Origin of the sequence: Pseudarthrobacter sp. WHRI 8279 (assembly GCF_040224115.2) — a bacterium.
Taxonomy (GTDB): domain Bacteria; phylum Actinomycetota; class Actinomycetes; order Actinomycetales; family Micrococcaceae; genus Arthrobacter.
On record NZ_CP168162.1, the window covers coordinates 1,726,488 to 1,751,760 of the forward strand.

At 59.9% G+C, this 25,273-nt stretch carries 23 protein-coding genes and 1 pseudogene; 9 read left to right on the forward strand and 15 right to left on the reverse strand.

The features are described from left to right. Positions 1 to 3 precede the first annotated feature (3 nt). The 12 genes and pseudogenes from ftsX to ABRP28_RS07925 form a co-directional block, all read right to left on the reverse strand. The gene (gene ftsX / locus ABRP28_RS07870) at positions 4 to 918 is read right to left on the reverse strand and encodes a permease-like cell division protein FtsX (protein WP_350001700.1); all 915 of its coding nucleotides are present in this window, start codon (positions 916 to 918) and stop codon (positions 4 to 6) included. Further along, positions 915 to 1,694 (reverse strand): cell division ATP-binding protein FtsE, encoded by a 780-nt coding sequence (ftsE, locus tag ABRP28_RS07875; protein ID WP_350001701.1) that lies wholly within the window; start codon positions 1,692 to 1,694, stop codon positions 915 to 917. The genes ftsX and ftsE overlap by 4 nt, the downstream gene beginning before the upstream one ends. Before the next feature lie 180 nt (positions 1,695 to 1,874). After that, complete coding sequence (gene prfB / locus ABRP28_RS07880) at positions 1,875 to 2,990, reverse strand: peptide chain release factor 2 (protein ID WP_350001703.1); 1,116 nt, start codon at positions 2,988 to 2,990, stop codon at positions 1,875 to 1,877. A gap of 119 nt (positions 2,991 to 3,109) precedes the next feature. Next, a complete protein-coding gene (locus tag ABRP28_RS07885; RefSeq protein ID WP_350001705.1) occupies positions 3,110 to 3,556 on the reverse strand; it encodes a pilus assembly protein TadG-related protein in 447 nt (148 codons plus the stop codon). Then, complete coding sequence (locus ABRP28_RS07890; RefSeq protein ID WP_350001707.1) at positions 3,553 to 3,942, reverse strand: hypothetical protein; 390 nt, start codon at positions 3,940 to 3,942, stop codon at positions 3,553 to 3,555. Before ABRP28_RS07890 ends, ABRP28_RS07885 begins: the two co-directional genes overlap by 4 nt. Before the next feature lie 112 nt (positions 3,943 to 4,054). Further along, positions 4,055 to 4,432: a TadE family protein gene (locus ABRP28_RS07895; RefSeq protein ID WP_350001709.1), complete on the reverse strand. Its 378-nt coding sequence runs from the start codon at positions 4,430 to 4,432 to the stop codon at positions 4,055 to 4,057. 51 nt (positions 4,433 to 4,483) lie between these two features. Continuing rightward, positions 4,484 to 4,729, reverse strand: a complete 246-nt coding sequence (locus ABRP28_RS07900; RefSeq protein WP_350002125.1) for a hypothetical protein — start codon at positions 4,727 to 4,729, stop codon at positions 4,484 to 4,486. A 62-nt stretch (positions 4,730 to 4,791) separates the two neighbouring features. Further along, positions 4,792 to 5,733 carry a type II secretion system F family protein gene (locus ABRP28_RS07905; RefSeq protein WP_350001710.1) on the reverse strand — a complete coding sequence of 314 codons (942 nt, stop codon included), beginning with the start codon at positions 5,731 to 5,733 and terminating at the stop codon, positions 4,792 to 4,794. Beyond that, positions 5,730 to 6,587 carry a type II secretion system F family protein gene (locus tag ABRP28_RS07910; protein WP_350001711.1) on the reverse strand — a complete coding sequence of 286 codons (858 nt, stop codon included), beginning with the start codon at positions 6,585 to 6,587 and terminating at the stop codon, positions 5,730 to 5,732. The genes ABRP28_RS07905 and ABRP28_RS07910 overlap by 4 nt, the downstream gene beginning before the upstream one ends. After that, a pseudogene (locus tag ABRP28_RS07915) lies at positions 6,584 to 6,928 on the reverse strand (CpaF family protein); the annotation flags it as partial. The gene ABRP28_RS07910 and the pseudogene ABRP28_RS07915, both read right to left, overlap by 4 nt. A 181-nt stretch (positions 6,929 to 7,109) precedes the next feature. Then, positions 7,110 to 7,562, reverse strand: coding sequence for a hypothetical protein (locus ABRP28_RS07920; protein WP_374152948.1), 453 nt, complete (start codon positions 7,560 to 7,562; stop codon positions 7,110 to 7,112). Positions 7,563 to 7,789: 227 nt separating this feature from the next. Continuing rightward, the gene (locus tag ABRP28_RS07925) at positions 7,790 to 8,401 is read right to left on the reverse strand and encodes an Ltp family lipoprotein (RefSeq protein ID WP_350001715.1); all 612 of its coding nucleotides are present in this window, start codon (positions 8,399 to 8,401) and stop codon (positions 7,790 to 7,792) included. A gap of 429 nt (positions 8,402 to 8,830) precedes the next feature. On the opposite strand from ABRP28_RS07925, the gene ABRP28_RS07930 reads away from it, so the two are divergent. The 6 genes from ABRP28_RS07930 to ABRP28_RS07955 all read left to right on the forward strand — a co-directional run bounded on the left by ABRP28_RS07930 (position 8,831) and on the right by ABRP28_RS07955 (position 15,622). Then, positions 8,831 to 9,382 carry an HNH endonuclease gene (locus tag ABRP28_RS07930; RefSeq protein ID WP_374152949.1) on the forward strand — a complete coding sequence of 184 codons (552 nt, stop codon included), beginning with the start codon at positions 8,831 to 8,833 and terminating at the stop codon, positions 9,380 to 9,382. Positions 9,383 to 9,422: 40 nt separating this feature from the next. After that, on the forward strand, positions 9,423 to 10,298 hold the full coding sequence (locus ABRP28_RS07935; protein WP_374152950.1) for a TIR domain-containing protein: 876 nt from the start codon (positions 9,423 to 9,425) through the stop codon (positions 10,296 to 10,298). 723 nt (positions 10,299 to 11,021) lie between these two features. After that, positions 11,022 to 12,113 carry a hypothetical protein gene (locus ABRP28_RS07940; protein ID WP_350001718.1) on the forward strand — a complete coding sequence of 364 codons (1,092 nt, stop codon included), beginning with the start codon at positions 11,022 to 11,024 and terminating at the stop codon, positions 12,111 to 12,113. A 381-nt stretch (positions 12,114 to 12,494) separates the two neighbouring features. Further along, entirely contained in the window at positions 12,495 to 13,250 is a 756-nt protein-coding gene (locus tag ABRP28_RS07945; RefSeq protein WP_350001719.1) for a hypothetical protein, read from the forward strand. A 44-nt stretch (positions 13,251 to 13,294) separates the two neighbouring features. Then, the gene (locus ABRP28_RS07950; RefSeq protein WP_350001721.1) at positions 13,295 to 14,590 is read left to right on the forward strand and encodes a hypothetical protein; all 1,296 of its coding nucleotides are present in this window, start codon (positions 13,295 to 13,297) and stop codon (positions 14,588 to 14,590) included. A 369-nt stretch (positions 14,591 to 14,959) separates the two neighbouring features. After that, positions 14,960 to 15,622 (forward strand): HNH endonuclease, encoded by a 663-nt coding sequence (locus ABRP28_RS07955; protein WP_350001722.1) that lies wholly within the window; start codon positions 14,960 to 14,962, stop codon positions 15,620 to 15,622. A gap of 168 nt (positions 15,623 to 15,790) precedes the next feature. Here the strand turns inward: ABRP28_RS07955 and ABRP28_RS07960 are convergent, their stop codons facing one another. Next, on the reverse strand, positions 15,791 to 16,474 hold the full coding sequence (locus tag ABRP28_RS07960) for a hypothetical protein (RefSeq protein ID WP_350001726.1): 684 nt from the start codon (positions 16,472 to 16,474) through the stop codon (positions 15,791 to 15,793). 224 nt (positions 16,475 to 16,698) lie between these two features. On the opposite strand from ABRP28_RS07960, the gene ABRP28_RS07965 reads away from it, so the two are divergent. Further along, positions 16,699 to 17,295 carry a recombinase family protein gene (locus ABRP28_RS07965; protein WP_350001727.1) on the forward strand — a complete coding sequence of 199 codons (597 nt, stop codon included), beginning with the start codon at positions 16,699 to 16,701 and terminating at the stop codon, positions 17,293 to 17,295. 670 nt (positions 17,296 to 17,965) lie between these two features. On the opposite strand, the gene ABRP28_RS07970 is transcribed toward ABRP28_RS07965, so the two are convergent. Both ABRP28_RS07970 and ABRP28_RS07975 read right to left on the reverse strand, forming a co-directional pair. After that, positions 17,966 to 19,570: a recombinase family protein gene (locus tag ABRP28_RS07970; protein WP_350002127.1), complete on the reverse strand. Its 1,605-nt coding sequence runs from the start codon at positions 19,568 to 19,570 to the stop codon at positions 17,966 to 17,968. Continuing rightward, positions 19,497 to 20,555 (reverse strand): ATPase, T2SS/T4P/T4SS family, encoded by a 1,059-nt coding sequence (locus ABRP28_RS07975; protein ID WP_350002128.1) that lies wholly within the window; start codon positions 20,553 to 20,555, stop codon positions 19,497 to 19,499. Before ABRP28_RS07975 ends, ABRP28_RS07970 begins: the two co-directional genes overlap by 74 nt. Before the next feature lie 677 nt (positions 20,556 to 21,232). Here ABRP28_RS07975 and ABRP28_RS07980 point away from each other — a divergent pair. Next, positions 21,233 to 23,548 carry a hypothetical protein gene (locus tag ABRP28_RS07980; protein WP_350001730.1) on the forward strand — a complete coding sequence of 772 codons (2,316 nt, stop codon included), beginning with the start codon at positions 21,233 to 21,235 and terminating at the stop codon, positions 23,546 to 23,548. Between the two features lie 277 nt (positions 23,549 to 23,825). Further along, complete coding sequence (locus ABRP28_RS07985) at positions 23,826 to 24,542, forward strand: hypothetical protein (protein WP_350001732.1); 717 nt, start codon at positions 23,826 to 23,828, stop codon at positions 24,540 to 24,542. Positions 24,543 to 25,273: the final 731 nt, after the last annotated feature.

Below are 25,273 nucleotides of genomic sequence, written 5' to 3' on the forward strand. Positions count from 1 at the left end.
TACCTAGACGCGAAGGTATCTGCGTAAGGTCAAGAGAGACGAAATTCCAGCCAAGGATGCACCAAGGATTAGCAGCGCGGGAACCAGGATCAGCGTCTGGCCGGAGGATATGAAGGCGGTGTCCGGGTACTGCTGGGACATGAACTCGCCGAGGAAGAAGTGTGCCACGGCCCAGAGGGTTGCTGACGCCAGGGCAGCGCCGATCACCGCGGCAATGACCCCCTCGAGGATAAACGGCAGCTGGATTACCGTCTTGGACGCGCCCACCAGCCGCATGATGCCGGTTTCGCGGCGCCGGCTGAACGCCGAGAGCCTGATGGTGGTGGCGATCAGCAGGATTGCGCAGACGATCATAACCCCGGCAATGCTGACTGCCACCAGGGAAGCGCCGTTCATGACCGAGAACAGGCGCTCAAGCAGCTGGCGCTGGTCGATGACAGTTTCCACTCCGGGCTGGGAGGAAAAGGTCTCGCTGATGATCTGGTACTTCTCGGGATCCTTCATGTTGATCCGGAAGGAAGCCGGCAGCTGGTCCGGGGTTACCGAGTCCACGATGGGCGAGTTGGAGAACTGGTCCTTGAAGTGGTTGTAGGCCTCCTCCTTGGACTCGAACTGGAAGTCGTTGACGTATTGCGACACGGCGGGCGATTCCAGCAGTGTGTTAAGGCTGGCCTGCTGTTCGGCGGTGACCGGCCCGCTGGCGCAACCTGCCGCCGTCGAGCCCTCACTGCACAGGAAGATGGCCACCTGGACTTTGTCGTACCAGTAGCCCTTCATCTGGTTGATCTGCATCTGCAGCATGCCCGCTGCGCCCACGAAGGTGAGCGAGACGAAGGTGACCAGGATGACCGAGACCACCATGGAGAGGTTGCGGCGGAGTCCGCTTCCGATCTCACCGAGGATGAACGCGAGCCTCATCGCTTCCCCTCGCCTTCGCCGGGAAGTCCTGCTTCGGGGGTGTCCCGCCCGCTCGCGTCCTTGAGCCTGCGCGACTGCCCTACTACCGGAATCATCGAGGTGTAAAGCGCCTTTGCCTCGTCACGGATCACCACGCCGTTCTTGAGTTCAACCACGCGTTTGCGCATTTCGTTGACGATGTCGTCGTCGTGCGTTGCCATGACCACGGTGGTCCCGTTTTGGTTGATCTTGTCCAGGACGCCCATGATGCCCATTGAGGTGGTGGGGTCAAGGTTTCCCGTGGGCTCGTCGGCGAGCAGGATGCCGGGACGGTTGACGACGGCGCGGGCGATGGCCACGCGCTGCTGCTCACCGCCGGAGAGCTCGTGCGGCATGCGGTGTTCTTTGCCTTCAAGGCCGACGGTCTTAAGGACCTCGGGGACGGTGTCGCGGATGACGCTGCGGCTTTTGCCGATGACCTGCATGGCGAAGGCGACGTTTGCGAAGACGTTCTTCTGGGGCAGGAGCCGGAAATCCTGGAAGACGACTCCGATTCCCCGGCGGAGCCTCGGCACGCGCCAGCTGGAGATCTTGGCGACATTCTGGCCGGCGACGTAGACGGCACCGGACGTTGCCCGGTCCTCCTTGAGGACGAGCCGGAGGAAGGTGGATTTGCCGGAGCCGGATGCACCGACCAGGAAGGCGAATTCGCCGCGGTCAATCTCAAGGTTGACAGCGTCCAGCGCGGGCCGGGCTTTCTGGTCGTAGACCTTGGTGACATTTTCGAATCGGATCATGGCCCTAAGTACCCTGCAGGGCATGGCTGATTCTGATGCAGCCCAGTTCTGCAGCCGGTGCGCGGGTTTCGTGTGGGGGAAGTAGGGCCCCGGCCCCTCGACTATACGCAGGAGTTCCCGCGTATCGCACTGCTTTCAGGAGGCGTGTCGCCGGATCAGCGTGACTGGGCCGGTGTGGGCCTATTTTTCTGCGTTGCGGTTATCCGTGCGCCACCGGATTCCGGCGTCGATGAAGTCGTCAATTTCGCCGTCAAACACGGCCGAGGTGTTGCCTACTTCGTGCTCGGTCCGAAGGTCCTTCACCATCTGGTAGGGGTTGAGGACGTAGGACCGCATCTGGTCACCCCAGGACGCCTTGACGTCGCCGGCCAATGCCTTCTTTTCGGCGTCCTCCTGCTCCTTCTTGAGCAACAGGAGCCTGGACTGCAGCACCCGCATGGCAGCCGCCCGGTTTTGCAGCTGCGACTTTTCGTTCTGCATTGAGACCACGGTTCCGGTGGGGATGTGGGTGAGGCGGACGGCGGAGTCGGTGGTGTTGACCGACTGCCCGCCGGGCCCCGACGAGCGGAAGACATCCACGCGGATCTCGTTGTCCGGAATTTCGATGGAGTCTGTCTGCTCGATCAGCGGGATGACCTCCACAGCGGCAAAGGACGTCTGTCGCCTTCCCTGGTTGTCGAAGGGACTGATCCTGACGAGCCGGTGGGTGCCCGCCTCGACGCTGAGCGTTCCGAAGGCGTATGGCGCCTTCACCTCGAAAGTTGCGGACTTCAAGCCGGCTTCTTCGGCGTACGAGGTATCCATGACAGTTGTGGGGTAACCGTGGCGCTCCGCCCAGCGGAGGTACATGCGCATCAGCATCTCGGCGAAGTCGGCGGCGTCCACGCCGCCGGCCCCTGCACGGATGGAGACGACGGCTTCCCGCTCGTCATACTCACCGGAGAGCAGGGTGACCACTTCGAGTTCCTTCAGGGCCTTCTTGATGGACTCGAGCTCTGCGGCCGCCTCGCCCATCGAAGCGGCGTCGTCCTCATCCTGACCCAGTTCCACGAGGACTTCGAGGTCGTCGATCCGGGAGACGAGCTTATTAAGGCGCTCAAGTTCGGACTGCTTGTGCGAGAGCTTTGAAGTGATTTTCTGCGCTGCCGAGGGGTCGTCCCACAAGTCCGGCTCGCCTGCCCGCTCGCTCAGTTCGGCGATGTCTTCCTTCAGCGTGTCTACATCAGAGACCCGCTCAATGGAGTCGTAGGTGGCGCGGAGGGCGCGGATTTCAGCGGAAAAATCAATATTGGCCATGGTTGTTTAAGCCTACGCTATCCGGCACAGGCTTCGGCATGGACTGGTTTTGCTGCCTTGCGGGGCCGCGGGCAAAGGCACCCCCGGCACCGGTCATGAGGCCCCCGCCGGGCGATCGTTCAGCGCGTCAGCCGTGAGCGTGCCGTTGACGTCGCTTCTATCCGTATACCGTCCGGCACCAGGAAGTTGACCACCGGAGGGTGGACAGCAGCTGTCAGTACCACGACGGCGGTGGAACCATCGGGGCTGCCCGTTACCCCGGCCACGGCGAGTCCGCTGAATCGCTGGGCAGCAGGGCTCCTTGAGACGAAGTCCGCCGCGACGTTCCTGACCCTTGCCGGGTTCAGTGTTGCAGAGGGACTTCCGCCGTGCGCGTCCACGTCGCCCAGGGTGTAACTGTCCGCTGCCGCCAAGGAGGCGCCGTCAGCGAGCGAAAGCAGCCGCTTGTGTTCCAGGTACACAGAGGAAATGCCGATCACCACAGTGGCGACCAGCAGAGCCAAGGTCACGTAGCCGAGGATCATGACCATCATCTGGCCGTCTTCGTGGTTGGTCCTGGCGGTCATCGGAACCTGCCCACCAATTGTGTTGCGGAGGCCTCAACCTCGCTGGCGGTCAACCGGAGGTCATTGTTGAAGGGTGCAAACGGCAGGGGCACCGACAGGCTTACCGTGATGGTCACCGCGGTGCCCGGAGCTTGGCAGTCTGCGGGCTCGCATGTCGTTGAGATGTTTGCCTTGTCCGGCTGGTGGCCGAAGTCGGCAAGAGCGATGGACACCGCCTGTTCGGCGGCAGCCTGTGCCGTCGATCCGTCAGGCTGGGAGACGTAGACCTTGGCCGCCTGGTCAGCTGCTCCCACCACGGCAAAAGAGCCGCCCTGGATTTGCCCCACAGTAAGGACAAAGTAAACCACCGGGACCATAAGCAGGAGGGCAAGAAAGGTAAACTCCACAACGGCACTCCCCTGTTCATGTTCTGCCCCGCCTTCCTGGCCATTGCCTGCTGAAGGCGGCCGAAGGCACAGTGCTTGGGCCAGCCTGCGTTTCAGGAACAGCGCGCAGAACCTACGGCTGCACGGCGGCATGGCCCTTCACCTCCAGCATGTCCCGGGGACCTATAAGCCCGATGACCGGCATCGGCGCCCGCACTGTCACTTCCAGGGTGCGGTGACCTTGAACGGTCACTTCGCTGGTGCTCACCTGTTCGGCAAATCCAGCCGTCAGCGCTGAGCCGATCAGGCTGCGTGTCCGCTCTTCGGCGTCGGCTGGTCCCCTGTCCGCGAGGGTTCCGAACCTGGCGCCTGAGGACGCAGCATCGATCAACGTGTTGCGGACGTGCAGGATCAAGGTCAGCTGGATGATGGCCAGGAAGAACATCGTGAGGAGTCCACCCACCAGGACAAAATCCACGACCGCCGAACCCTGCTCCCGCGCCGAGGGCAAGCCGCGAACCCTGCAGGCCTGGCTTGGCGGGCGGGAGGACCTCGACACGGGCTAGCTTCCGACCGTATCCATCGCTTGGTTGAACATCGACTCCAGCGCCGGTCCGGCAAGTGCCAGCAGCGCCGCCACCAGCACAGCCGACATCAGGGTGATCATGACCCATCCAGGCACATCTCCCCTTTCATTGTGGTTGTCACTGTGGTTCCCACCGCGAAGGACTCCCGTGCAAAGGGCAGTGCCCAGGGCGGTGTTCACAACAAGGAGCAGGGATGCCCAGCGAGTTCCCATCATTTTCATTTCCCGTCCTATTCCTGGTTCGGTTCTTCGATCGATATGCATTCCGGCTCCACTGGTTGTCCCTAAAACCCCAGGTTAATGGCCGCGAGCCCTGGGAAAACGGCAAACACCACAGTCAGCGGGAGCACGCCAAAAACAAGCGGCACCATCATGGCGATTTCCTTCTTGCCCGCAGCTTCCATAAGGTCGCGTTTGGCGATATCCCGCACGTCCTGGGCTTGGGCACGCAGGACATCCGCCAGGGGGGTGCCTCTCTGGACAGCAACTATGATGCCGTCGACGAACCTCACCAGAGGGGCCAGGTCGGTCCGTGCCGAGAACTCCTGCAATGCCTGCACCAGGGGCTTCCCCGCCCGGGTCTCCGCAAGAATGTCCGCGAACTCCTTGGTGAGCTCCCCCTTGGCGCTGCGACAAACCCGGTCGAGGGCTCCGGTGGCGCTCTCCCCTGCGCTGACGGCGAGCGCCATCAGTTCAGCCAGGCTCGGAAACTCCGCCATCATCCTGGATTCACGGCGTTTGACCTGTACACCAAGCCAATAGTCCCTCAGCATGAAGCCGCCCACCGCACTGCCCAGGACGGCGACGGCGGCGAGCAGGGGGTTGAACCTCCCGGCGGCGGCTCCCAGTGCAGTGACGCCAAGGGCTGCCACGAATCCGCCAGCGGCCCACAGTAGCTGCTCGGCCCGGAAGTCGATGGAGGTCTTGGTGATTCCTGCCTGCGCCAGTCGTCGTGCGGTCGCTCCCGGCGACGGATTCAGCCTTCCCAGTGCCGCCATGCCATCCCGGAACACCGGACGCAAAATCCTTTCAAGCGGGCCGAAAGGCGTCAGGTTGGCCTCCCCCAGGCTCAAGAGCCGGGATTCAAGGTTTTGCGACTTCAACTGCGGCTCAATGCGTTCTGTCAGGGTGGTGGCGCGCATCAACGGCGATCTGAAGATGACGAGCCACAGACCGGCCCCCAGGATGATCCCGCAGACGACGGCAGCAGGAGATATGTTGATCACCTGAGTACCCGCTCATCCTGGGGCAAGGCCCCAATCCTCAGCATGATGGAGTAGCAAACCAACGAAATTACCAGGCCACCAAGCAGGACGGCTGCACCCATGGCGGTGTTGTATGCCTGCACCGCCTCCGGTCTCGTTGCCAGCAGGAGCATAACGATCCACGGTGCAGCGACCGCAAGGCGTGCGGCGTTGACGGTCCAGGACTGCCTGGCCTCCAGCTCGCTCCGGGTGCGGGCACTCTCGCGGAGGAACTCAGCCAACGTCCCGAGCAACTTTCCCAGGTCCGAGCCGCCAACCTCCCGGGTCAGCCGAAGGGCTTCGACAATACGGTCGGCGACCGGGTCTGCAAGCCTGTGCTTGAGTTTGTTGAGCGAGGCGTCGAACTGGCCTCCGGCGCGGTAGTCGGCACCGAACTCCCGGAATATGGGCCGAAGCTCTTCAGGCCCCTTGTCCCCCAGCTGAATGAGTGCTTCCGGCAGCGGCAGGCCGGCACGTATGGCAGAGCGGAGGTGATCAACGACGTCAGGCCACAACTGGCGCAACAACGCACTTCTCTTTTTTGCCCTCCAGCGCAGGATGCTGATGGGAAGCCATGCGGCAAACAGCGCGAAACAGCAGGCGATGGGCCAGGAATGACTGACGGCGTAAAACACCAATGCCACAAAGAGCCCAAGCCCCGCGCACGTGCCAATGAGGCCGCCCGGGGATACTTTGTCGACGCCGGCCGAGGCGAGAAGGTCGGCCAGACGGCTGGCCTTCGGCGCCTTGGGGCGCTGCTCAGGTGTCTCCCAGAAGGACCACCAGATGAGGAAGAGGCCCGTCCCGGCGCCGATACCCAGCAAAGCCGACGTCATCGCGGATCCAGCAGCGCCGCGACGTCGTACCCTGCCCGGCTGAACTTTTCCGCGGCCGGCATCGAGCTGGCACGTGCCTGAAGGGTGCCGTCCACCATCGCAAAGACGGGAGACGACTCGATAATGCCGTTCTCCACCCGCCGGCCCAAGGAGAGGATTTCGGTGACTTCCCTACGGCCGTTGGCCTTCCGGCTGCAATGAACCACAAGGTCGATACAGGATGCGACCGTTGGGACGACAAAGGCTGAAGAGATGTTCTCGCCTGCGAGCAAGGGCAGCGTGCAGATCTTGGTGACCGCGTCATGGGCCGAGTTCGCGTGTACGGTGCACATGCCTGGCAAGGCCGGACTATACTGAGGCACAGTTCACAAACTGAGCCTGCGATATAAGAACTTAGACCCCGCGGTAGGAGTACCGACGAAGCAGGATCGTGCTTACAGCCGTTACCGTGTGACGCTCCTCCAATCCGCATTGCCGAAACACCAATGGCTGCCCCATCACAGGGACAGCCATTGATAGGGGCTAGAAACTCACAACTTTGCCGCCCAGCTTCCCCTGCAAAGTAGCAGCGGTAGGGCTGTTGATAACCCAGTTTTCTCCCACAAGCCAAGAATTGCTACTCTCCAAGTCAAGGTCAGCATTCATCTTCTTGTTTACTTGAATGAGCTCGCTGATGTCGCTGGTCGAGACATATGTCGAGAGCACCGTGTTCCCGGAGCACTCGGCGGACTCAGCGGCCAGAGTCACCCGGTTAGTCTGGGCGAATGCCGGGCAAGCACCCCCCGCCTTCACGAAAGCGTCCTTCAGTGCCACCACTGTCGGGTATGTGCCTCCGTCTGCTGGCGGTGCCGTCACCGACGAGCTCGGCGAAGCCGAGGAAGTGGTGGACGCCTCAGATGTCGCGCCGCTGCAGGCTGCAAGGGCGAGTGCTCCAGCGATCAAAGCAATGGTCGACGCGGTGCCTTTTGTATTCATATTTTGTTTCCTGCCCCATTTTCCAGTGGCCCGTCTGTGACGGGGCCTGGTGTTTAGTCTCATAGATATATGTACCTTCAGGAGCGACGCGCTCCTGAAAAAGCGGGATTACCCCCACCCTGCTCTGCCTTCACTTGGTAAGCAGCAAACTCATCCCGGCCGAGTGCCATGCCGAGAAGCGCACACAGCAAAGGGGCTCCCAAAGGGAGCCCCTCTGTTTTGAGCGTCTACCCCAAGTTTTGAATCGCGTAGTCAGCTTCTTCCGGCGTGAACTTTTCGCCGAATTCCGACGTCAGCTGCTGGCGGATACCCTCCGGAGACATGGACATATTCTCCTGGTAACTCTTGGCCTTCTCCAGGGCATTTGCCTTGTAGTCTGCCACGAGGTTATCGACCGCATATTGCGCTGCTTCGGGCGAGAACTTCTCGCCGTATTCCGACGTAAGCTGCTGGTAAATGCCGACCTTGCTCATGTGCATAGTCTTGGAGTAGGACTCCGCCTTCTTCAGCGCGGACTTGTACTCGGTGGGGACTGCAGGGGCTGCCGCTTCTACAGGGGCCGCTTGCGTGGGGGCCGCAGCAGCCGGTGCCGCTTCCGTGGGAGCCGCAGCAGCGGGTGCCGCTGTTGATGCGTCCGCGCTAGGAGCGACAACAGCTGAAGGCTCATCCTTGCCAGCGTTGGCAATCGACGAAATGATCATGATCCCGACGATGATGAGAGGGAGCAGGAAGCGCTTCTTCTTGAACCAGGGTCGCGAAGCCTTGCGGTACGCCTTGTCCGCTGCCGCCTGGGCTTTGCCGTCACGCGGAGCGCTCGGCTCCGTTGTGTTCTCTGTCATTGACTATCCTGTCTAACTAATTTGACTATTTTCTCTGGGTGGCGTCTCTGCCGCTGCATCACTGAGATATAGCCCTGCGTCAGACCAAATGACAGGTCAGTCCCCCATGGACAGACTATAGCGACAAGCTCAGAAAAGGCCGCTAATGCTAGTTTCGTGACGCAGGAGGACTCCGGTTGGTTTAGTGGTAGTTTTCCGTCTTGCGGTGCGCCCTGCGGCCGCAGAATGCAAAACGCAAAGCATCGTCAGGACCACGGCAACCGTTCAGTGCGTGTGGTAATCCGGCAGGCCGGATAGCTTTCACGCTCATATCAAGAGATGAAAGCAAACACTCGAACGTTTGTAGGCGGCTCCTAGTAAGCTGCTGTCAAACTTCAGAACAGCCCAGCGGCCTCGCCCGCTAGGTCAATAGCAGGGTGGGTATTGGGGATGCTACGGAAGGCCGATAACGTCAGACTTGGCCACAAACGGGGCTTCTGGACCAGCAACGGTGACGTCATTATCAGCGTCGGCAAGAAGCGCTACTACATTGGCAAAGTCAAGGAAGAAGTTTTCCTTGAGCGTCTGGAGGCGCAGTTGGAATTTCCCATGTTGATAACGAGCATCAATGGCCGCCGGTATTGGCAGTTTCGAAACAGGTTTTACTGGGAGTCCGAAGGCCTTAATGCCAGCGAGGTTGAGGCGCTGTTGGTCATGCAGGAGCAACGCAAGAGGCGACAAATCGAAACGGCGCAGACAAACTACGCTTTGGGCGCTGCCCTACGCGTGTCCTCAGGCCGTAAAGCAATACCTGACGACGTGAAGGTGTACGTCATGCGGCGCGACGCTGGGTCGTGTCGGCATTGCGGGTCCACAAGCGACCTTCAGTATGACCACATCATCCCACTGGCAATGGGCGGGAGTAACAATGCCGAGAACCTGCAAATCCTGTGCGGCCCGTGCAACCGGTCCAAGTCGGCAGGGCTAACCGTACGACGCTAACCCCCGCAAATTCAAGCAAGAAACGGACATAGGTACAAGCGTGCAGCTTAGAAAGACATACAGGCGAACCAGATTCGACAGCGGCGTTATCAGTCGTGCCCTGGAGGACTTGAGCGGCCTTTTCGACGAATACGACAAGCAGGCCCGTGCGGAGCACGAAGCCCGCGTGGCCGAACATAAGTTCCCAGTCCCTTACACGGGGCCATACAAATCGGAAAGCTTTTCTGTCGAGCACGGGAATGAATCCTGGTACTTCGATACGGTCACCGAATGGTACGCCTCGTACGACCGGGGCGCTGATAGCGCCCTTCTTACCGTGGCCAAGGGACCTTACCAACTTGGCGTGCAACTTCACGGCTCATATGCCGGGCATTCCACGTCAGTGAGCGTGAGCGCACCCACGAATGAGAAGGTCGAGCGCCTCATGCGCTACTTCAACCAGGCCGAAGCTGGCTGCAAGGAACCCGAACCGCCCGTCGTCGAAAAACCAGCCATGCCGGTCGTCGTTTTCATTGGACACGGCAGAAGCGCCGACTGGCGGGACATCAAGGATCACCTTAGGGATAGCCACCACTACACCATCGAGGCCTACGAGGTTGGCGCCCGTGCTGGCCACTCCATTCGTGACGTCTTAGACACCATGCTTCAGGCGAGCAGTTTCGCACTGCTCGTGATGACGGCCGAGGATGAGACGGCCGACGGCGATCCACGCGCCCGGCAGAACGTTGTGCACGAAGCCGGGCTGTTTCAAGGCAGGCTGGGTTTCAACCGCGCCATTGCTGTTGTTGAGAATGGCGTCGAGGTTTTCAGCAACCTCGACGGCGTCCAACAAATCCGGTACGACAAGGGCAATGTTCGTTCCACCTTCGGGGAAATCCTGGCCACACTCCGGCGTGAGTTCGGGGATCGCCGCTGAACTGAGCAGGTTAGGGGAGGCCTGCTCACTGGCCCAACTCAATGTCGAGGCTCCTTGGGCGTAAGAGTGGCGAAGGAGGGCTCCTCAGTGCCGTAGCCCTCAACCCAAACCCCGTGGCCTTGTTCGCACTGATAATCCGGGCTGGCGGCCCGGATTGTTTGATACGCCACAGCACCACCTAGAACTTACGCGACGGCCATCAGTATGCCCATGAGCTTCCCGAGCGCGGACGACCGGCCCGCGCTCCCCCAATTGTCATGGCCGTGAGTCTGTAGGAATGGACCATGTTCCCCTTCAAGGGGGGAACACGGGCCGGTACCGCAAAGAGCAAAAGCAACTCCACGACTTACCAGTCACCAAAAGCACCATATTGCCCTAACTCTCCTGGGTTCAAAAGTAGGGTTCTGATACCAGTGATCCTGTATTTCTACGGCCTCTAGCGGTCGAGAGATCGCAAGCAACGAAGATGATTGGTTGCCCGACACACCGCTAAGGCCGGCATTTCTTCAAACGCACCACAAACCAGGTTGGGCACCGGCATCCGCAACCCTTGAGCAGGTGCACATGACGCATGGAATGACATTTCCATCGCAGGATCGGCGGCTATGAAGTCGGAAGCACAGGAAGGTGGACTCCAATGTGGTTAGACTTTGCACACCAGATGGACATGACGTGCCTCCTGGCGTCACCAACGTTCCAACAGCTAACGGTCCTAGGAGAATATTGATTACTCCCGCGCAGCTCGCGCTTGAGCTCAACGTGACTCCAGAGTACGTCCGCTACTTGCTGCGCAAGGAGTTCGGCGTGCTCCCGCCCGAGAAGTCCCGCTGGCTCCTCACCGAAGATCAAGCCAATGCCGTGCGCCGCCGTATAGGCCGCCGTTCTGGCAAGCAGAACTGGGTCCTCCAGCCGGGCGACGAGGTCCTCCGCGCATCGCTGCACGCAAAATACGGTGGGCAGGAGCAGGGCGGTATATCAACCCCCAAGTCCACTCCAGAATTGTTTATCTTTACTGACCCCGAAAAGGGTGCGAAGTACGGGTACGACAAGTTTGAGGGCCTGCGCGAAGACGGTAATTATTCCTACACGGGTGAGGGCCAGGTCGGCGACCAAGTCATTGACAAGCGTGGGAACGCCTCGCTTGTTCGATCCGCTGCACAAGGCCGCATCATCCGCCTGTTCCGCACAGCAAAGACCTATGCCACCTACGTGGGTTCTTTCACGCTGGGGACTCCCGCTTACTGGGAGTCCACCATCCCGGACATGAACGGCAATGACCGGCGTGGGTACATCTTTAATCTCGAGCCGATTGACGCCGGAACAGAGCTACTGCCCCCATACGGCGGCAAGAAACTCACCTCACCGGCGGTAACTGATTGGGTCCCTCCCAACTTCGCAGATGTCGTCATAGAAGGCGGTGAGCTTCCGGCGGGTCCTGAGGGGCGCGTCGTTTCACGGTTGGAGTTCAAGCTCCAGAGCGACTTTGGGCAGTGGCTAACGACAGCCGGCCACGCACCGAAGAACCTCAGCTTGCCGGTCGATAGCTCTGCGATCGAGCCTGATCTTTACGTACCCACTCGGGGCTGGATCGTCGAGGCCAAGAGGTCAGCTAGTCGTGCGCACGTCCGAACCGCCTTAGGTCAAGTCCTCGACTACGTGCACGTCGCCCGCCGCTTCAACATTGATGCAACGCCCGTCGTTCTGTTCCCGGCCGCCCCTTCGTTCGATTTGGTCGAGCTCATTCATTCCGTTGGGATAACACTCGCCCATCGCTCAGCGGACGCCGATGACTTCCGGGTCCTGCCACCTTCCTGATCCGCATCAACCTCTTGAGTACGGGAGACGCCTATCAGCAGGCAGGTATGCGAAATGTATGAACTTTTTGTAGGGCCTGGTTACGTCGAAACGCAGCTCATACACTGAACGCGGTACCTTACGAGGAACTGGTGAGCCTGTGGTTCCCAGGGAGGCCGGAATCATTTGAAAACACGTCTCACAAGGGTCGCGGAAAGAACCTCGTACCACAGCGCCAAAGTCCTGGGCTCTTGGCAACTGCGTCCATTATCGGTCTAGCTTCTGACTCGCCCTAGCCCTCTCCTCGCATGCGAGAAGCCGGAGAACTGACATGCACACTTCAACTTCAACGCCCTCGTGACACCGGCTAGAATTAGTCGGTTGGACGCAAGGAGTGGGGGCATGGGCAAAGAGACCGCCTTTTGGGAAGCGGCCTTAGCGGTGGCACCGCTACTCGGCCTGACCATTATTGTAGAATTTCGAGCTTTGCCGTGGTCGCGAATTCTGCCAGCGCTCAGAACTCTACTACTCGGCTACATGCTCGTCAGCATGATCCTGCTCTTCTCGACGGTGGGGTACTCCACCCTCAAGTTACTGTCCTGGGGAAGCGCCCAACCAGTCATAAAGGAGAACACTGAAGACGCCCCACTGGTGGCTGCCGGCATCATTTTCGCCGCTGCCGGTGTCCTTCTCGTCCCAGTGTCCACAACTTTTATTGTTGCGCTCGGTCCCGCAATCAATCCCCATTTTCGACAGCTTCGAAGCCGTGAGCGAGCGACACAGAGAGCGTTCGAACGGCGAATCGAGGCCCTGCTAGGCAGCCGCCACGAGGCTCGGGTCGAACTCGCCGAACGGGTTTTAGCCAACACAGGCAGGCTGTTTTCGCCCTCCCAGGAGGGAGGCCGACTCACCATCAAGGATCCGGCAATAGCTGCCCTCCGCCAACGATCGCTTGGGCTGCACGGGCGAATAAAGTCCACCGAGATGGCCTACGTAAAGTGGGAGAAAGCGAGCCTGAAAAGGCTCAAGAAGGCGCGGCGTCGCCTCACTTTGGACAAGTACTCCGATTACATCGCCCACCGGCCACGTGACATCGCTTCTAGGTCTCCGAGGTCTCACGTATCCCCCTACCACCACCCTTTGCGTCGCACTCGCTGACAGCCCCGAACGCGATGGTTAGACGCGCCTCGTAGAGTTGTTCCGTGGAAGTTAACAACCGCGAATGGTCCCTACTCATATGGTTCGGCGCGATCGCCATTATGTTGGTCATCATCCCCGGTTCCAGACGGGCCATCAGGCCCGTGCTGGCGGCATTTGTCAAACGCCAAATACTGATCCCGCTCACGCTGCTCGGGCTGTACACCCTGGCCGTCGTTGGCTGCTTGGTCATCACCCGAGTATGGGACTCCAAGCTGATTACTCCTGCAATCATCTGGTTCCTTACCGTGGCCCTTTTATCGCTGTTTCGCCTTAACCGTGCGTTGACTGAGCGCCACTTCTTCCGCAACCTCGCCTTTGGCGCAGTAGCTTGGCCAGTGGTCGTGCAGTTTGTCCTTAATATGTACCCCTTCGAATTGCTCACTGAGATCGGGCTGCAAGGCGCTTTCCTTGCACTGGGAATACTGCGCGCATTCAGCGCTACCAGGCCCGAGTACCACCACGCACATCAATTCTTCAATGCCGTAATTGTCATTCTCGTACTAGGCATCGTCATCCGGAGCGGGCTGGAAATTGCTGCTCAGTGGTCAAGGATTGACTGGATGATAGAGGCCAGAAAGTTTGCTCTCCCAATCGTCATGACGACAGCTTTTCTGCCGTTCATGTACGCATTCACCCTCTATGCCGCCTACGAAACAGCCGCGTCCCGCATGCGGGCCACAGTTCCTAAGCGCAAGGCAATGCTTAAGCCCATTCTTGCCCTGGGCCTTAGGTCAGGATTAAACGTAAGGAAGCTCAGCGCCGTAACGCAGGGAACAAGGTTCAACATGGCACGGGCAACCTCGATTAAGGACGCCGTGAGGTTGTTCGACGAAGGACGGGCAGCACAAGCCGCCCGTCTGCGGGCGGAAGCCGATAAGCAGCAGCGCTTACTGGACAACGCTGGGTTGCGCGGCACCAACGAAGCCGGAAAGCAACTCGATCAACGCGAGTTTGAGGAAACGAAGAACTCCCTCAGCTACCTACACCTGTGTCACGCCGGTCACTACCGGCGACTAGGCCAGTATCGGGAGGACCTGCTGGAGCTCCTGGGTCCTGAGACTTTCGCAAGGAAGGGCCTACCGGCCGAAGCAGTGATAACCATGCACGTTGGCGAGGATGGGCAACTGTGGTGGGCATGGCGGCAAACGGTAACAGGATGGGTATTCGCAATCGGAGCCAGCGAGGCTCCAAACGATCGTTGGGAATACGATGGCCAGGGCGTACCGTCAGCAGGCCCTGGGGTTGATCCCGCATGGAGGCACTTTATGGTGCCTGCCAAACCCCACCAGCATTGGTAAGAACCCCACAGCTACCAGTTACCCAACCGTATTTGCCGTATTTGCCCTAACTCTTCCCGTTCAAAAACGAGACTTTTGAAACAAAGCTTCCTTTGATTCAGCGGGATTGCCGGTCGCGGTAAGATCGCCTTCGGTAGTTATATAGGACAGATGGAGGCACCACCTTTGGCACGACCCAAGTCAGTTGTTCCGCGTAGCTGCCTGCTGTGTAAGGTGACCTTGCCCCGGCATATCAAGCCACCGCCACATTACGCCGAAGGCTTGTGTGAGAAGCACTACCGCCAGAAACTGCGCAAGCTGCCGCTGTGCAGAGCCGCCGGATGCAGGACGCGCCTGAAGCCGATGCAATCCCGCCAGGGGTACTGCCGTATGCATGAACCCCTCCTGTTGCAAGAACCCAACCGTAAGCCAGAGGCCATTGCACTGACTTTGGAAAAGTTCCTTGCCAGTATCACCCCAAGTCGAGAAGGGCTCGATGGTCTGTTCGGCTGCTGGCCATGGACAGGCCGCCGCAACAAGACGCTGCCGGGACCGGATGGCAAAGTTCGTCCAGGCTACGGCTTACTGAGCATTGGCAACCACGACTGGCTGGCGCACCGCTACTCCTATAACAACTTCGTAGGGGGACACCGCCAAAACCGAACGCTGGATCATGTGTGCGGGAACTCGCTGTGCGTGCGGCCCGATCATCTCATGCCGATGACCGAGCGCCGCAACAGTGAACTGGAACACCAGCGAGCGCTGGAAGATCCCGACGCGGTCCTGCGGGACCTCGCTAAGATCCCCAACATGGAACCCAAAGTAATGTTGTGGGCCATGATGAAGGGCCTGCCTGTTGGCAGGGGCGAACCCGGTGGAGAGCCGTTCGCCTACGGGCTGGACGGAGAGCCCATCGAGCATGAGCGTGGTCCAGCAGACTACCCCGCCGTTACTGAGCTACTGAGAAACAAGCCGAAGCCAGGTGCTGCTTCCCCCATTAGGCGTAAGAAGTCCAAAAAACCTACAACCCGTACCCGATCAAAGGCGCTATGATCACCGGTCCTGGGGCGCATCCCCGCAGGGGGTGTCCCCCTTGTCATTGTTGAAGTAGGCGTTGTTGTCATCATCCCGAGCCGGAAAACTTCTCAACCCGTTCGCGACGGGAGGCGCTATGACAGCCGGGGGCGGACCTCATCGCGGCGGGGGTGACCCCCCACCCCCTTAGGGCCTCGGGCTCAGGCCAAGCCAAAGGCCTATCGCTATCACCAACACGCCCGCCACGAGAGTAACGAGGAACTGTGCTGTGTGATCTTTCCAAGTTCGTTTCAGCCATGAGGAGTTGTTGATGTTGAAACTGTCGCCAACGGCGCCGTCATAGCGATTTGTAACGGTTACCAATCCCCTAACGCTCGTTACCTGAGGCCCGATATTGTCCTGCTGAGCCTCCACTCGGTTGACAGCTAAATCGGACGCCTGTCCTGCGTCCTGCGGCTTTTCGATCGCCCGCTTGATTCTATTTACCGTGGCCGCTACCCCGTCCACAGCCATCCGATTTGTTCCCTCAATTTCAACTTCAATCTCGTTGAAGCGGATCGGATAGTGAACGTGGATTCCGACGCCCCTTTCCCCCTCTTTGGCGGGGAGTATCCGTCGATCGTGGTAAAGGGCATAGGGAGTCAGCTCATGCTCTCGGAACTCTTCAAAAACCTCATGCACAGTCGCGCCACTTGACCTGCTCTCCGATGGGTCACGAAGACGCCAGTCAGTAGATTCCAGGCCAAAGAAATCGGAAACGGGCTCCGCCCAGGGCAAGTGTCGGTTCAGTAGGGCTTCGAGTCGCGAAGCCGCCACCTCCGGCCCATCAACCGGCTGGATGGTGACCTTCTCTTTGAACTCTATGGCCATGGTTGTACCCCGCTCCTTCTGAATCTCTACCGACTTTACGGCATGTACGGTCGGGAGGTGGGGCGTCTCGCCGTGTCTCGCAACCCATGGCCTTTGAGACACATTCTTGGTGAGACACTTTGCATGCTTCCAACTTCCAAATTGTGTCTCGTTTGCATGTCTTACAAGTAGCTGTTAATTTCGCTGTAGCGAAACACTGTTACGAGACACTTTAGGGAGTAATCATGGGAAAGCTGATCGGCTATGCGCGAGTTTCCACCAAGGCACAGGACAGCGACAGGCAGCAGGCTGACCTGCTCGCGGCGGGGGTACGCCGAGATGATATGTACGTAGATCACGGCGTCAGCGGGGCCAAGGCCTCACGAGTGGAATTGGATAACGCCCTGAGAGCCTTGCATGAGGGGGACACTCTTGTAGTGACAACGCTGGACCGCTTGGGGCGCTCCACCGCAAACATGCTCAAACTTGCCGACGAGATCAAGGCCGCAGGCGCAGGACTACGGGTGCTGAACCTCGGCGGTGGCGACGTTGATACCAGTAATCCTATGGGAGCCATGCTCTTTACAGTCATGACAGCCCTGGCGCAGATGGAGCTTGAGATCAAACGCGAACGTATTACCGACAGCGTGAGCAAACGACGGGCCGCTGGCAAGGACTTGGGTGGACGTAAAGCCCAGTTCACAGACAGCCAGATCAAGAACGCGGCCCGCCTCATTCATTCAGGCGAACCCGCAGCCCAAGTGGCTCGGGACCTTGGTATGTCCAGGGCAACTCTTTATCGGCGCATGGAAGGGCTGTCGCTGTCAGCCAAACGGAAGTAGAGGCTAGTTCCTGCCATCCTGCTACCACCAATGAAAAACGTTCTTGCCTAACCACATGAAGCCACCAACCAAGAAGAACCACGGCAGCAGATACAAAACCGTACGCCATGCATCTCGCGCTTTCCCACATACCCTCCTCCGTTTTTCAGCGCGTGTAGGGCGTGCGCCGAAGGGGCGCTACGCGGGCTGAATCACCGCCCGGGGACGGCCCAGGAGAGCCTAATACGGGCGTAGTGGCACTCGCGTACCCCCCGCCCAAACTCAGTGCTTAATCCCCCTGGCCAGGTAGCGGCCCAGGCTCTCCGCTGCATCCGGTGCGAAGCTCACATCCATGCTGTCATAACAACTGTGACAACTGGTACTCAAAGGAGTTCCCGCGGAGAAATCGCAGAGTGGTGGCTACATTGCCTTTCATGGTTCAGCAGGTCGATCCTCCGTGACAGTGGTTACCAATTACGCAACCGCCCTTACTTGGGGCGTTTGCTGGCTGGCATATGTCAGCGCTGGAACGCTTCTGCTGCGGCTCTCGTAGTTACCCTCGCGGCCTGGGGCATTCAACGCCGCACGAGTAGTTGCTGCGCAGCACGTTGCCCTTCTGTAGCAGAGGCGTTTTTAAGGGCCGAAAATCCCGGGGGTGGTGCATTGTGCCACTGACGCCCCGATAGGGCGTTTAAACGCCCGCCTGCCGCCCGGTGCGGACTTCCTGAAGGCGCTGCTCCCCCCGCTCGTCTAAGGGCTTCAGGTGTGGCAGCAGGTCCTCACCCTCCCCGAAGTTCAGCGCAGCGGATGGCAACTCGTAAGTGACTTCCTCCTCGCCTGCATGGAAGGTCACGAAAAGCCCCTTGCCCGCCCCCTTGAAAGTGGCCACCTGCCTCTTGAGCCGCTCGATGTCGGTCGCGTCCAGTGGGCCAGGCCCCTCCCCGGGAGCCTTAACCAGCACTTGAACAGTGTCGGGGTTGAAGACCTTGGTAGAGCCCTTTCCATGCTGCAGAAGCACGACGTTGCAGATACTCCGGAGAAAGTCTCTGCGGTCGTCGATGTGCATGCTGAGCCACTCCTGCCCCTCAGGAGAATCCAGCGAGACGGGGGGCACTTCGTCTTCTGTCGGCGGCCGACGTGCCGCCTCCTGCTCTATCCGCACCATCTCCGCCGTGATATCCGCCAGCTGCTTTTCGAGGTGCCCATTGATCGTGCCGAGCATGTGCATTGGTATCTGGCCAACTGCTGCTTGTAGGGCTGCTTCTTCCTGCCGCTTGCGGACGGCGGTAGCCTCCACTTGCAGCTTTTCCGCTTCAGGGTTCGGTCCACCATCAAGGCTTTTGGGAGCCTTCCGTGCGGCACGCAGGGCAACAATGATTATGTTGACTACTTCATCAACGAACACGATGCGCTTGCTCACGTGCCCAGGGCCACGCTCTGGGCACCTGTATATGCGATGCGTCTGACCGTCCCTCATTGTGGCGCTGGCCGACCGCACGTAGGCTCCGCAGTGGCACTGGGCGATTCCCGCCAGAAGGTGAACCGCTTTATTGGACTGCGAGCGCCTGCGGCTTGGATCGCTGAGGACAGCACAAACACCACGCCACACATTCTCCGTCACGATGGCAGGAAAGGTGGACGTGCCGACAATCTCACCATGGTAATCCGCAAGCCCAGCATTGCGAGGACGCTTCAGCACCTGCCCCAACTGTGCGTAACCCCACTGCTTGCCTCGCACTGTCTTCAGGCCTTGCTCGTTCATCTCGCGAATGATTGACCCTAAGCTGTCTCCCTTTAGGACACGATTGCAGGCTCTGGCGATAGCTGCCGACTCCACAGGGTGCAGCTCAGGTATGCCGTTAGTGATGGTCCAGCCGTAGGGCGGCGTGCCGCCAGTGTATTTTCCAGCCCTCGTTGCCTGCTCCGAGGACCTGCGAATTCTCGTTGCTTTGATGTCTGACTCATACCGTGCAGCAGCCCCAAGCATCCTTGCAACCAATTGTCCCGAATCTGTGGAGAGATCTATCTCTCCCCCCTTGACCGTATGTGTAAGCGCCTTCCCCGCCTGGCACGCATCGATGTAGGTTTCAAGCTCCCGGGGCTGCCTGACAAGCCTGTCAAGGTGCCAACAAATTACGGCATTCACTTCCCCGGCCGACACTCTCTTCAGCATGGCCGTGTACTCAGGGCGGCGCTTGCCAGAGTAGGCGCTTATGTCGTTGTCAACGAAGACCCGTACAACGTCGTAACCCTTCGCCTTCGCAACCTCGCGACAGTCTTCTTCTTGACGTTGCACCCCAAGACGGGCACCCGTCTTGTCGTCGCTGATCCGGCAGTAGATGAAGGCTGTTCGCTGCATCCGACGAGTTTATCCTGCAATGTGTCTGAACAATTACCGGGAAACCACTATTCAGGGCGATGAGCATGTCCAGGCTCTCAGCTTCACGGACTTCCCCCACCACCAGGCGGTCCGGACGCATGCGGAGCGCTTCCTTGACCAGGCGCCGCAACGGAATTTCGCCCTCCCCCTCCAGGTTCGGTTGGCGGCACTGGAGTCCTACGACATCGCGCAGGGGAAACTGCAGTTCGAAGATTTCCTCAACGGTGATCACGCGCTCCCGGCTGCCTATGCTCGCAGCCAGGCAGTTAAGCATTGTGGTCTTGCCTGCCTGGGTGGCGCCTGAGACCAGGATGTTGAGGCCGCTGGAAACGGCTGCACCCAGAAAACGGGCGGACTGCGGCGTCAACGTGCCCAGCTCGACAAGATGTTCGAGGCGGCTGGCCTTGACCACGAACTTCCGGATATTGACTGCCCAGTGCTTGCGGGTCACATCCGGGATGACCACGTGGAGCCTGGACCCGTCAGGAAGCGCTGCGTCCACGAACGGAGAGGACATGTCCAGCCGGCGGCCTGAGCTTTTCAGCATCCGCTCAACCAGGTCCCGAACCTGCTGCTCCGTGAGGCTGAGAGAGGTCAGCTCGGATTCACCGTTCCGGGCCACAAAAATTTCGTTGGGAGCGTTCAGCCAGATCTCTGCGATGGTTGAATCGTCCAGCAGCGGCTGAAGGACGCCGAAACCTGCGACCGCGTCAAAGAGGAACCTGCGGGCCGCGTCCAGGGGCCCAAGCGGAGGCAGCGGACCCAAAAGCGCCCGCTCATCGTAATCCGATACCGCCGCCTCGACCAGGCGGCGAACCTCGCCGGCCTGATGAAGCGGATCAAGCCCTCGACGACGGATAAGCTCGCGGACTTCATCCTCGACTATTCCCAGCGCGTCCATACGTTCCCCAATACAACTGCCGCCCCCGGCGGAGGCAGTGCAACTGGGATAAAGCTTAAGGACGGTCCAGCACTGCAACAAGTCATATCGGTCAACCTGTGGACAACCATGGTTGATGATCTTCCCTGCTGAGGCCACATGGGCACTGCCTCGAACTTGCTCCACGTTGGACTTGGCGAGCCGGCTGAGGGCAGCGGATCCTCGTCTGTCCTTTGCTTTCACGCGCACTCCTGTGGGTATTGGCACATATCCCCTGCGGGCAACCACATATTTCCAGCGTTTTGCTTTTAAGGCGAAGCGGCGCTCCATAGGATTCCTGCATGTGGACCAAACAGAGCCAAAGCTTCTGCCCCGCATGCGGCAGGACCACCCACCAAGTGACTCACTTTCACAAGGACGACGCCGGCACGCTTGTTGCCCGCTCTCGCTGTGCCGAGTGCCCGCGGCAGGACGTTCCCGCCGAAACCCGCATGCCTGCCGCGCCGTGGAAATCCCACGGCGTTCCGGTGATCTGACATGAGTACCGGACGCACGATCTCAGTGCCCTACCTGGCAAAGGTGAGTAACGGGTACTCGGGCGGCATGTGTTGGACAAGAGGTTAATAAATCATCGGGGGCACCAGCTTCCTCAGGGACCTGGACGCGACAGCGTTGGGGCGGAACGTTTAAGGAGAACCGTGAAGAAATCGATCAGACGAGCCTGGAGCCAAGGACTGGCAACAGCCCTTGTCCTCGCCGGGCTCGGAGCAGCCATGGGGGGACCTGCCGGTGCCACGGTGCCGCCGCCTGCGCCAATCCATGGCACCGCCGGCTTCAGTTACACAGGTGTGGGAAATCCGCCCACAGCTGACAAGCCGCAGAGCAAGCTGTGGTGGAACGACGGCTCTTGGTGGGCCAACATGTGGACGTCAGGACGTTGGAGCATCCACAAGCTGGACCGGGCTGCCAAGCAGTGGGTGGACACCGGGGTGGAAGTGGATGACCGTGCGAGCACCTCCGCGGACACCCTCTGGGACGGCACCCACCTCTACATAGCCCACCATGTGGTCACCATCTCCACCGAGGACGGGCCAAAAGCGTCCCGCCCGGATTCCCCGGCCGAGCTGTACCGCTACAGCTACGCCGACGGCGAGTACACGTTGGACAGTGGATTTCCCACCGAGATCACCAGGAACAGCAGTGAGTCGATGACTATCGACAAGGACAGCACGGGAAAGATCTGGGCTACCTGGACCCAGGTGTCTGGCGTGACCACCGGGGGCTATACCAGCACGGTAATGGTAAACAGCTCAGCCGCGGGCGGCACCTCATGGGGCACGCCCCAAACTCTTTCCGGTGAGAGCGCCACGGTCGCCCCGGACGACATCTCATCCATTGTGGCCTTCGGCAACAACAAAATCGGGGTCATGTGGTCCGACCACATGACAGGTTCGGTCTGGTGGGCCACCCGCACTGACGGTCAGTCTGACGACTCGTGGAAGGTGCAGTCGGCCGTCCGCGGACCCAACCAGGCTGACGACCACCTGAACATCAAATCATTGCAGGCCGACGATAGCGGCCGCGTCTTCGCAGCGGTCAAGACGAGCTTTGATATGAACTCCACCGCAAAAAATTCGGATCCGCAGTTGCAGCTGCTGGTGTTCAAGCCAGCCACTGCAGCATTCGACAAGTACACGATCTCGACGATCGGCGAATGCCACACCCGTCCGCAAATTGTGCTTGACCCGGAAAACAACAAGATCCATGCCTTCCAGTCCGGTCCGGCAACAACCGTGGCGGGCTGCCCGTACAGCGGGGTGTCCGGCGCTATCTATCAAAAGACAGCTTCCTTGGACAACCCCGTCTTCCCTTCAGGACGGGGCACCCCGGTCATTCAGGACGGGACACCCAGCGTCAACAACGTGACCACCACCAAGCAGACTGTAACCCCTGAAAGCGGCGTGGTGGTCCTGGCCAGTGACAACGAGGAAGGACGCTACTGGTTCGCCGACTTCGGCGGCACCACCGAGGAGGAGACCTACACCGTCCAAGGTCCTATTGGCGAAAAGTATGCCGAGGTATCCGACCTTGTCGGGCTTCCGACTGCAAATGAGGTAACGGGCCAGCGGTTCGGAGGCTCCTACCAGCAGTTCGAACGCGGAATTATTGCCTATCTCCCGGATACGGGCGCTTTCGCGGTCGCCAACGGTATCAATACTGTCTGGAACAGTATTGGGGCCCACAACAGCGACCTCGGCTACCCAACATCAGACGAGTACTCACCCATGGCCGGCGGCGTAATGCAGGACTTCCAGTTCGGGAAGATCTCGTGGAACGCTGCGACCGGGTCCCGCATCACCAAGGGTGGCATCGGCGCCACCTGGGACGATGCCGGTGGACCGCTCAGCGGACTTGGCTACCCCACCACGGACGAATATTCACCAATGGCCGGTGGAGTCATGCAAGGTTTCCAGTACGGCAAAATCTCATGGACGGCCGCGACAGGCGCACGCATCACAAAGGGCGGCATTGGGGCAACCTGGGACAAGGTCGGCGGCCCGCTCAGCGGACTTGGCTACCCCACCACGGATGAATACGCCACCGCCAACGGCGGAGTGACGCAGGCCTTCCAGTACGGTCAGATTGTATGGTCGCCTTCCACTGGTGCCCGTTTCATCAAGGGCGGGATTGGTCAGACCTGGATCAACGCTGGGGGGCCCAACAGTGGGCTCGGTTATCCGACGTCGGACGAAATTAGTGGGCTCGTCCGGGGCGGCGCAAAGCAGTACTTCCAAGGTGGGGAGATAGTTTGGTCACCCGCTGCAGGCGCCCGCATAGTCACCGGCGGCATCAGGACCGCCTGGGTCGGCCAGGGCTCGGAAGGCGGACGTTTGGGTTACCCGACAACCAATGAATACGCCGCCAGCGGCGGCGGTCGCGCGCAGGACTACCAGGGTGGCCGAATTATCTGGCGATCAGGAAGTGTCTCTATCCAATATGCGTCCATTGCTTAAGCCAGCGGCAACTGTCTAGGTCACCGCACACGGCAGGGCAGGCGCGGTAAACCTCCGGTGATGAAATCGAGGTGACCGGCGCAGCGGCCCGGAGTTATAAAATGAATGCAAGATGCCCCGCCCTCCAATATCTGAGGGCGGGGCATCATTTTGTCTGCGGCGCCAGCATGACGATCGAATGAATATGTTATGGCGCAGGTCAAAAGCTCGCGCATAATGAGTCATCCGGTTCGCAGGGGCCGCCACAGTCTCAGGAAAAGTTATGGGGAGAAGAACGATGAAGTTTAGAAGCAGATTGGCGTCAGCAGTTATAGGAGTGCTTGCGCTGTCAGGGCTTGGGTCGGCGGCCGGCGCCTACACACCAACAGTAAGCGGCGCAATCGGCGCCAAATACTACTCGATGGGTGGTCCCTCATCCCAGCTCGGACAACCGCTGTGGAACGAGTACCCGGTCACCGGAGGGGCTCAGCAGGATTTTCAAGGCGGGATTATCTTCTGGTCACCGGTAGGAGGAGCACACCCGCTTTGGGGGGCCATCGAGAATAAGTGGTACGCCGGTCACGAAGCGGGCTGGCCCCTCCGTGACGAAGAACCGCTCGGCGGCGGCGCCATCGCCCAGCACTTCACAAACGGAACCATGTACTACACGCCGCAGATTGGTCTCCACTACATCGGGGCCGGCATCCGCGAGGCCTGGTGGAACAAGGGCGGGCAGACGGGGGTAGCGGGCTACCCGGTGTCAGATGAAGGCTACTGGTACGCAGGAGGGGCGATTCAGGCCTTCCAGGGTGGAACCTTTTACTTCACACCCCAGTATGGGACCCGACTGCTGCAGGGCGCCATCCGCTGGGAATATGAGCGGAGCGGTGGCTACTTCTACTTAGGCCGCCCCGTGACGGACGAATACTCTGCAAACGCATCGACTCGTGCGCAGCGCTTTGAAGACGGCATCATTTACTGGTCTAACGGAAGAATCTGGACCGAGAGGTACTAAAACACCCGCCGGACCCTTCGGCTGGTCACGGGAGCGAGAAAAATATTCTGAGTTGCAGTAAGCCTCCTGTGACAATGGTTCAGTCTCTCTCGTGGCATAGACGGCGGAAGGCCGTACGGTGCAAGGCGGGCGCAGTCCCCACCTAAGCAAGTATTCAGCTCGTTGCACCCATGACAGGCCACCATCATGGGTGCACGACGCTGGCGAACACCGCCAGCACTCTGCCGTCTGCAAGCGCTCGCATCATGGCGTATCACGGCGGTAAAGCAATCAAAAGCAGCGAATCCCCTCCCTGTCCAGGGCCTGCGGCCGCAGTGCACGGTCGGGAGGCACAAATCACAGCAGCAACAACTGAACCACTAGTTGCAGTGGTAACAGCAGTGCTAAGGTGAGCGCGTTAACTGTTGAACCACCACCTGCCCTGTGCATTCCCTGGGGGGAAATCACCTGCGCAGCAAACCAAATGAGCGCTCGGCGAAGCGCCGCATTGTCTCCGGAGCAAAAATGAAGCGGAACCTGTCTCAGTCCCGTCGCCCCGCGTTTATGTCCTTGGGAATAGCGCTTCTGGCTGCAACCCTTGCAGCCAGCCCAGGTGTAGCGGGCGTTGAAACCACCGTGGAGCCCACTCCTGCGCCGGCTGTTTCCTCCCCCGCAACTGCAACGCCGGGTCCCGTACCGACTTCCCCGTCAACTGCAGGGTCGGATGCTGTGTCACCGTTGCCTGCCGTGCC

Bases quoted from the DNA above. Each gene is read 5' to 3' on its own strand.
- ABRP28_RS07885 (WP_350001705.1), bottom strand. From the start codon at position 3,556: ATGACCGCCAGGACCAACCACGAAGACGGCCAGATGATGGTCATGATC.
- ABRP28_RS07960 (WP_350001726.1), bottom strand. From the start codon at position 16,474: ATGGCCATAGAGTTCAAAGAGAAGGTCACCATCCAGCCGGTTGATGGG.
- ABRP28_RS07930 (WP_374152949.1), top strand. From the start codon at position 8,831: ATGCTACGGAAGGCCGATAACGTCAGACTTGGCCACAAACGGGGCTTC.
- ABRP28_RS07910 (WP_350001711.1), bottom strand. From the start codon at position 6,587: ATGACGTCGGCTTTGCTGGGTATCGGCGCCGGGACGGGCCTCTTCCTC.
- ABRP28_RS07985 (WP_350001732.1), top strand. From the start codon at position 23,826: ATGAAGTTTAGAAGCAGATTGGCGTCAGCAGTTATAGGAGTGCTTGCG.
- ABRP28_RS07955 (WP_350001722.1), top strand. From the start codon at position 14,960: ATGCATGAACCCCTCCTGTTGCAAGAACCCAACCGTAAGCCAGAGGCC.
- ABRP28_RS07975 (WP_350002128.1), bottom strand. From the start codon at position 20,555: ATGGACGCGCTGGGAATAGTCGAGGATGAAGTCCGCGAGCTTATCCGT.
- ABRP28_RS07920 (WP_374152948.1), bottom strand. From the start codon at position 7,562: ATGAATACAAAAGGCACCGCGTCGACCATTGCTTTGATCGCTGGAGCA.
- ABRP28_RS07945 (WP_350001719.1), top strand. From the start codon at position 12,495: ATGGGCAAAGAGACCGCCTTTTGGGAAGCGGCCTTAGCGGTGGCACCG.
- prfB (WP_350001703.1), bottom strand. From the start codon at position 2,990: ATGGCCAATATTGATTTTTCCGCTGAAATCCGCGCCCTCCGCGCCACC.
- ABRP28_RS07925 (WP_350001715.1), bottom strand. From the start codon at position 8,401: ATGACAGAGAACACAACGGAGCCGAGCGCTCCGCGTGACGGCAAAGCC.
- ABRP28_RS07965 (WP_350001727.1), top strand. From the start codon at position 16,699: ATGGGAAAGCTGATCGGCTATGCGCGAGTTTCCACCAAGGCACAGGAC.
- ABRP28_RS07900 (WP_350002125.1), bottom strand. From the start codon at position 4,729: ATGAAAATGATGGGAACTCGCTGGGCATCCCTGCTCCTTGTTGTGAAC.
- ftsX (WP_350001700.1), bottom strand. From the start codon at position 918: ATGAGGCTCGCGTTCATCCTCGGTGAGATCGGAAGCGGACTCCGCCGC.
- ftsE (WP_350001701.1), bottom strand. From the start codon at position 1,694: ATGATCCGATTCGAAAATGTCACCAAGGTCTACGACCAGAAAGCCCGG.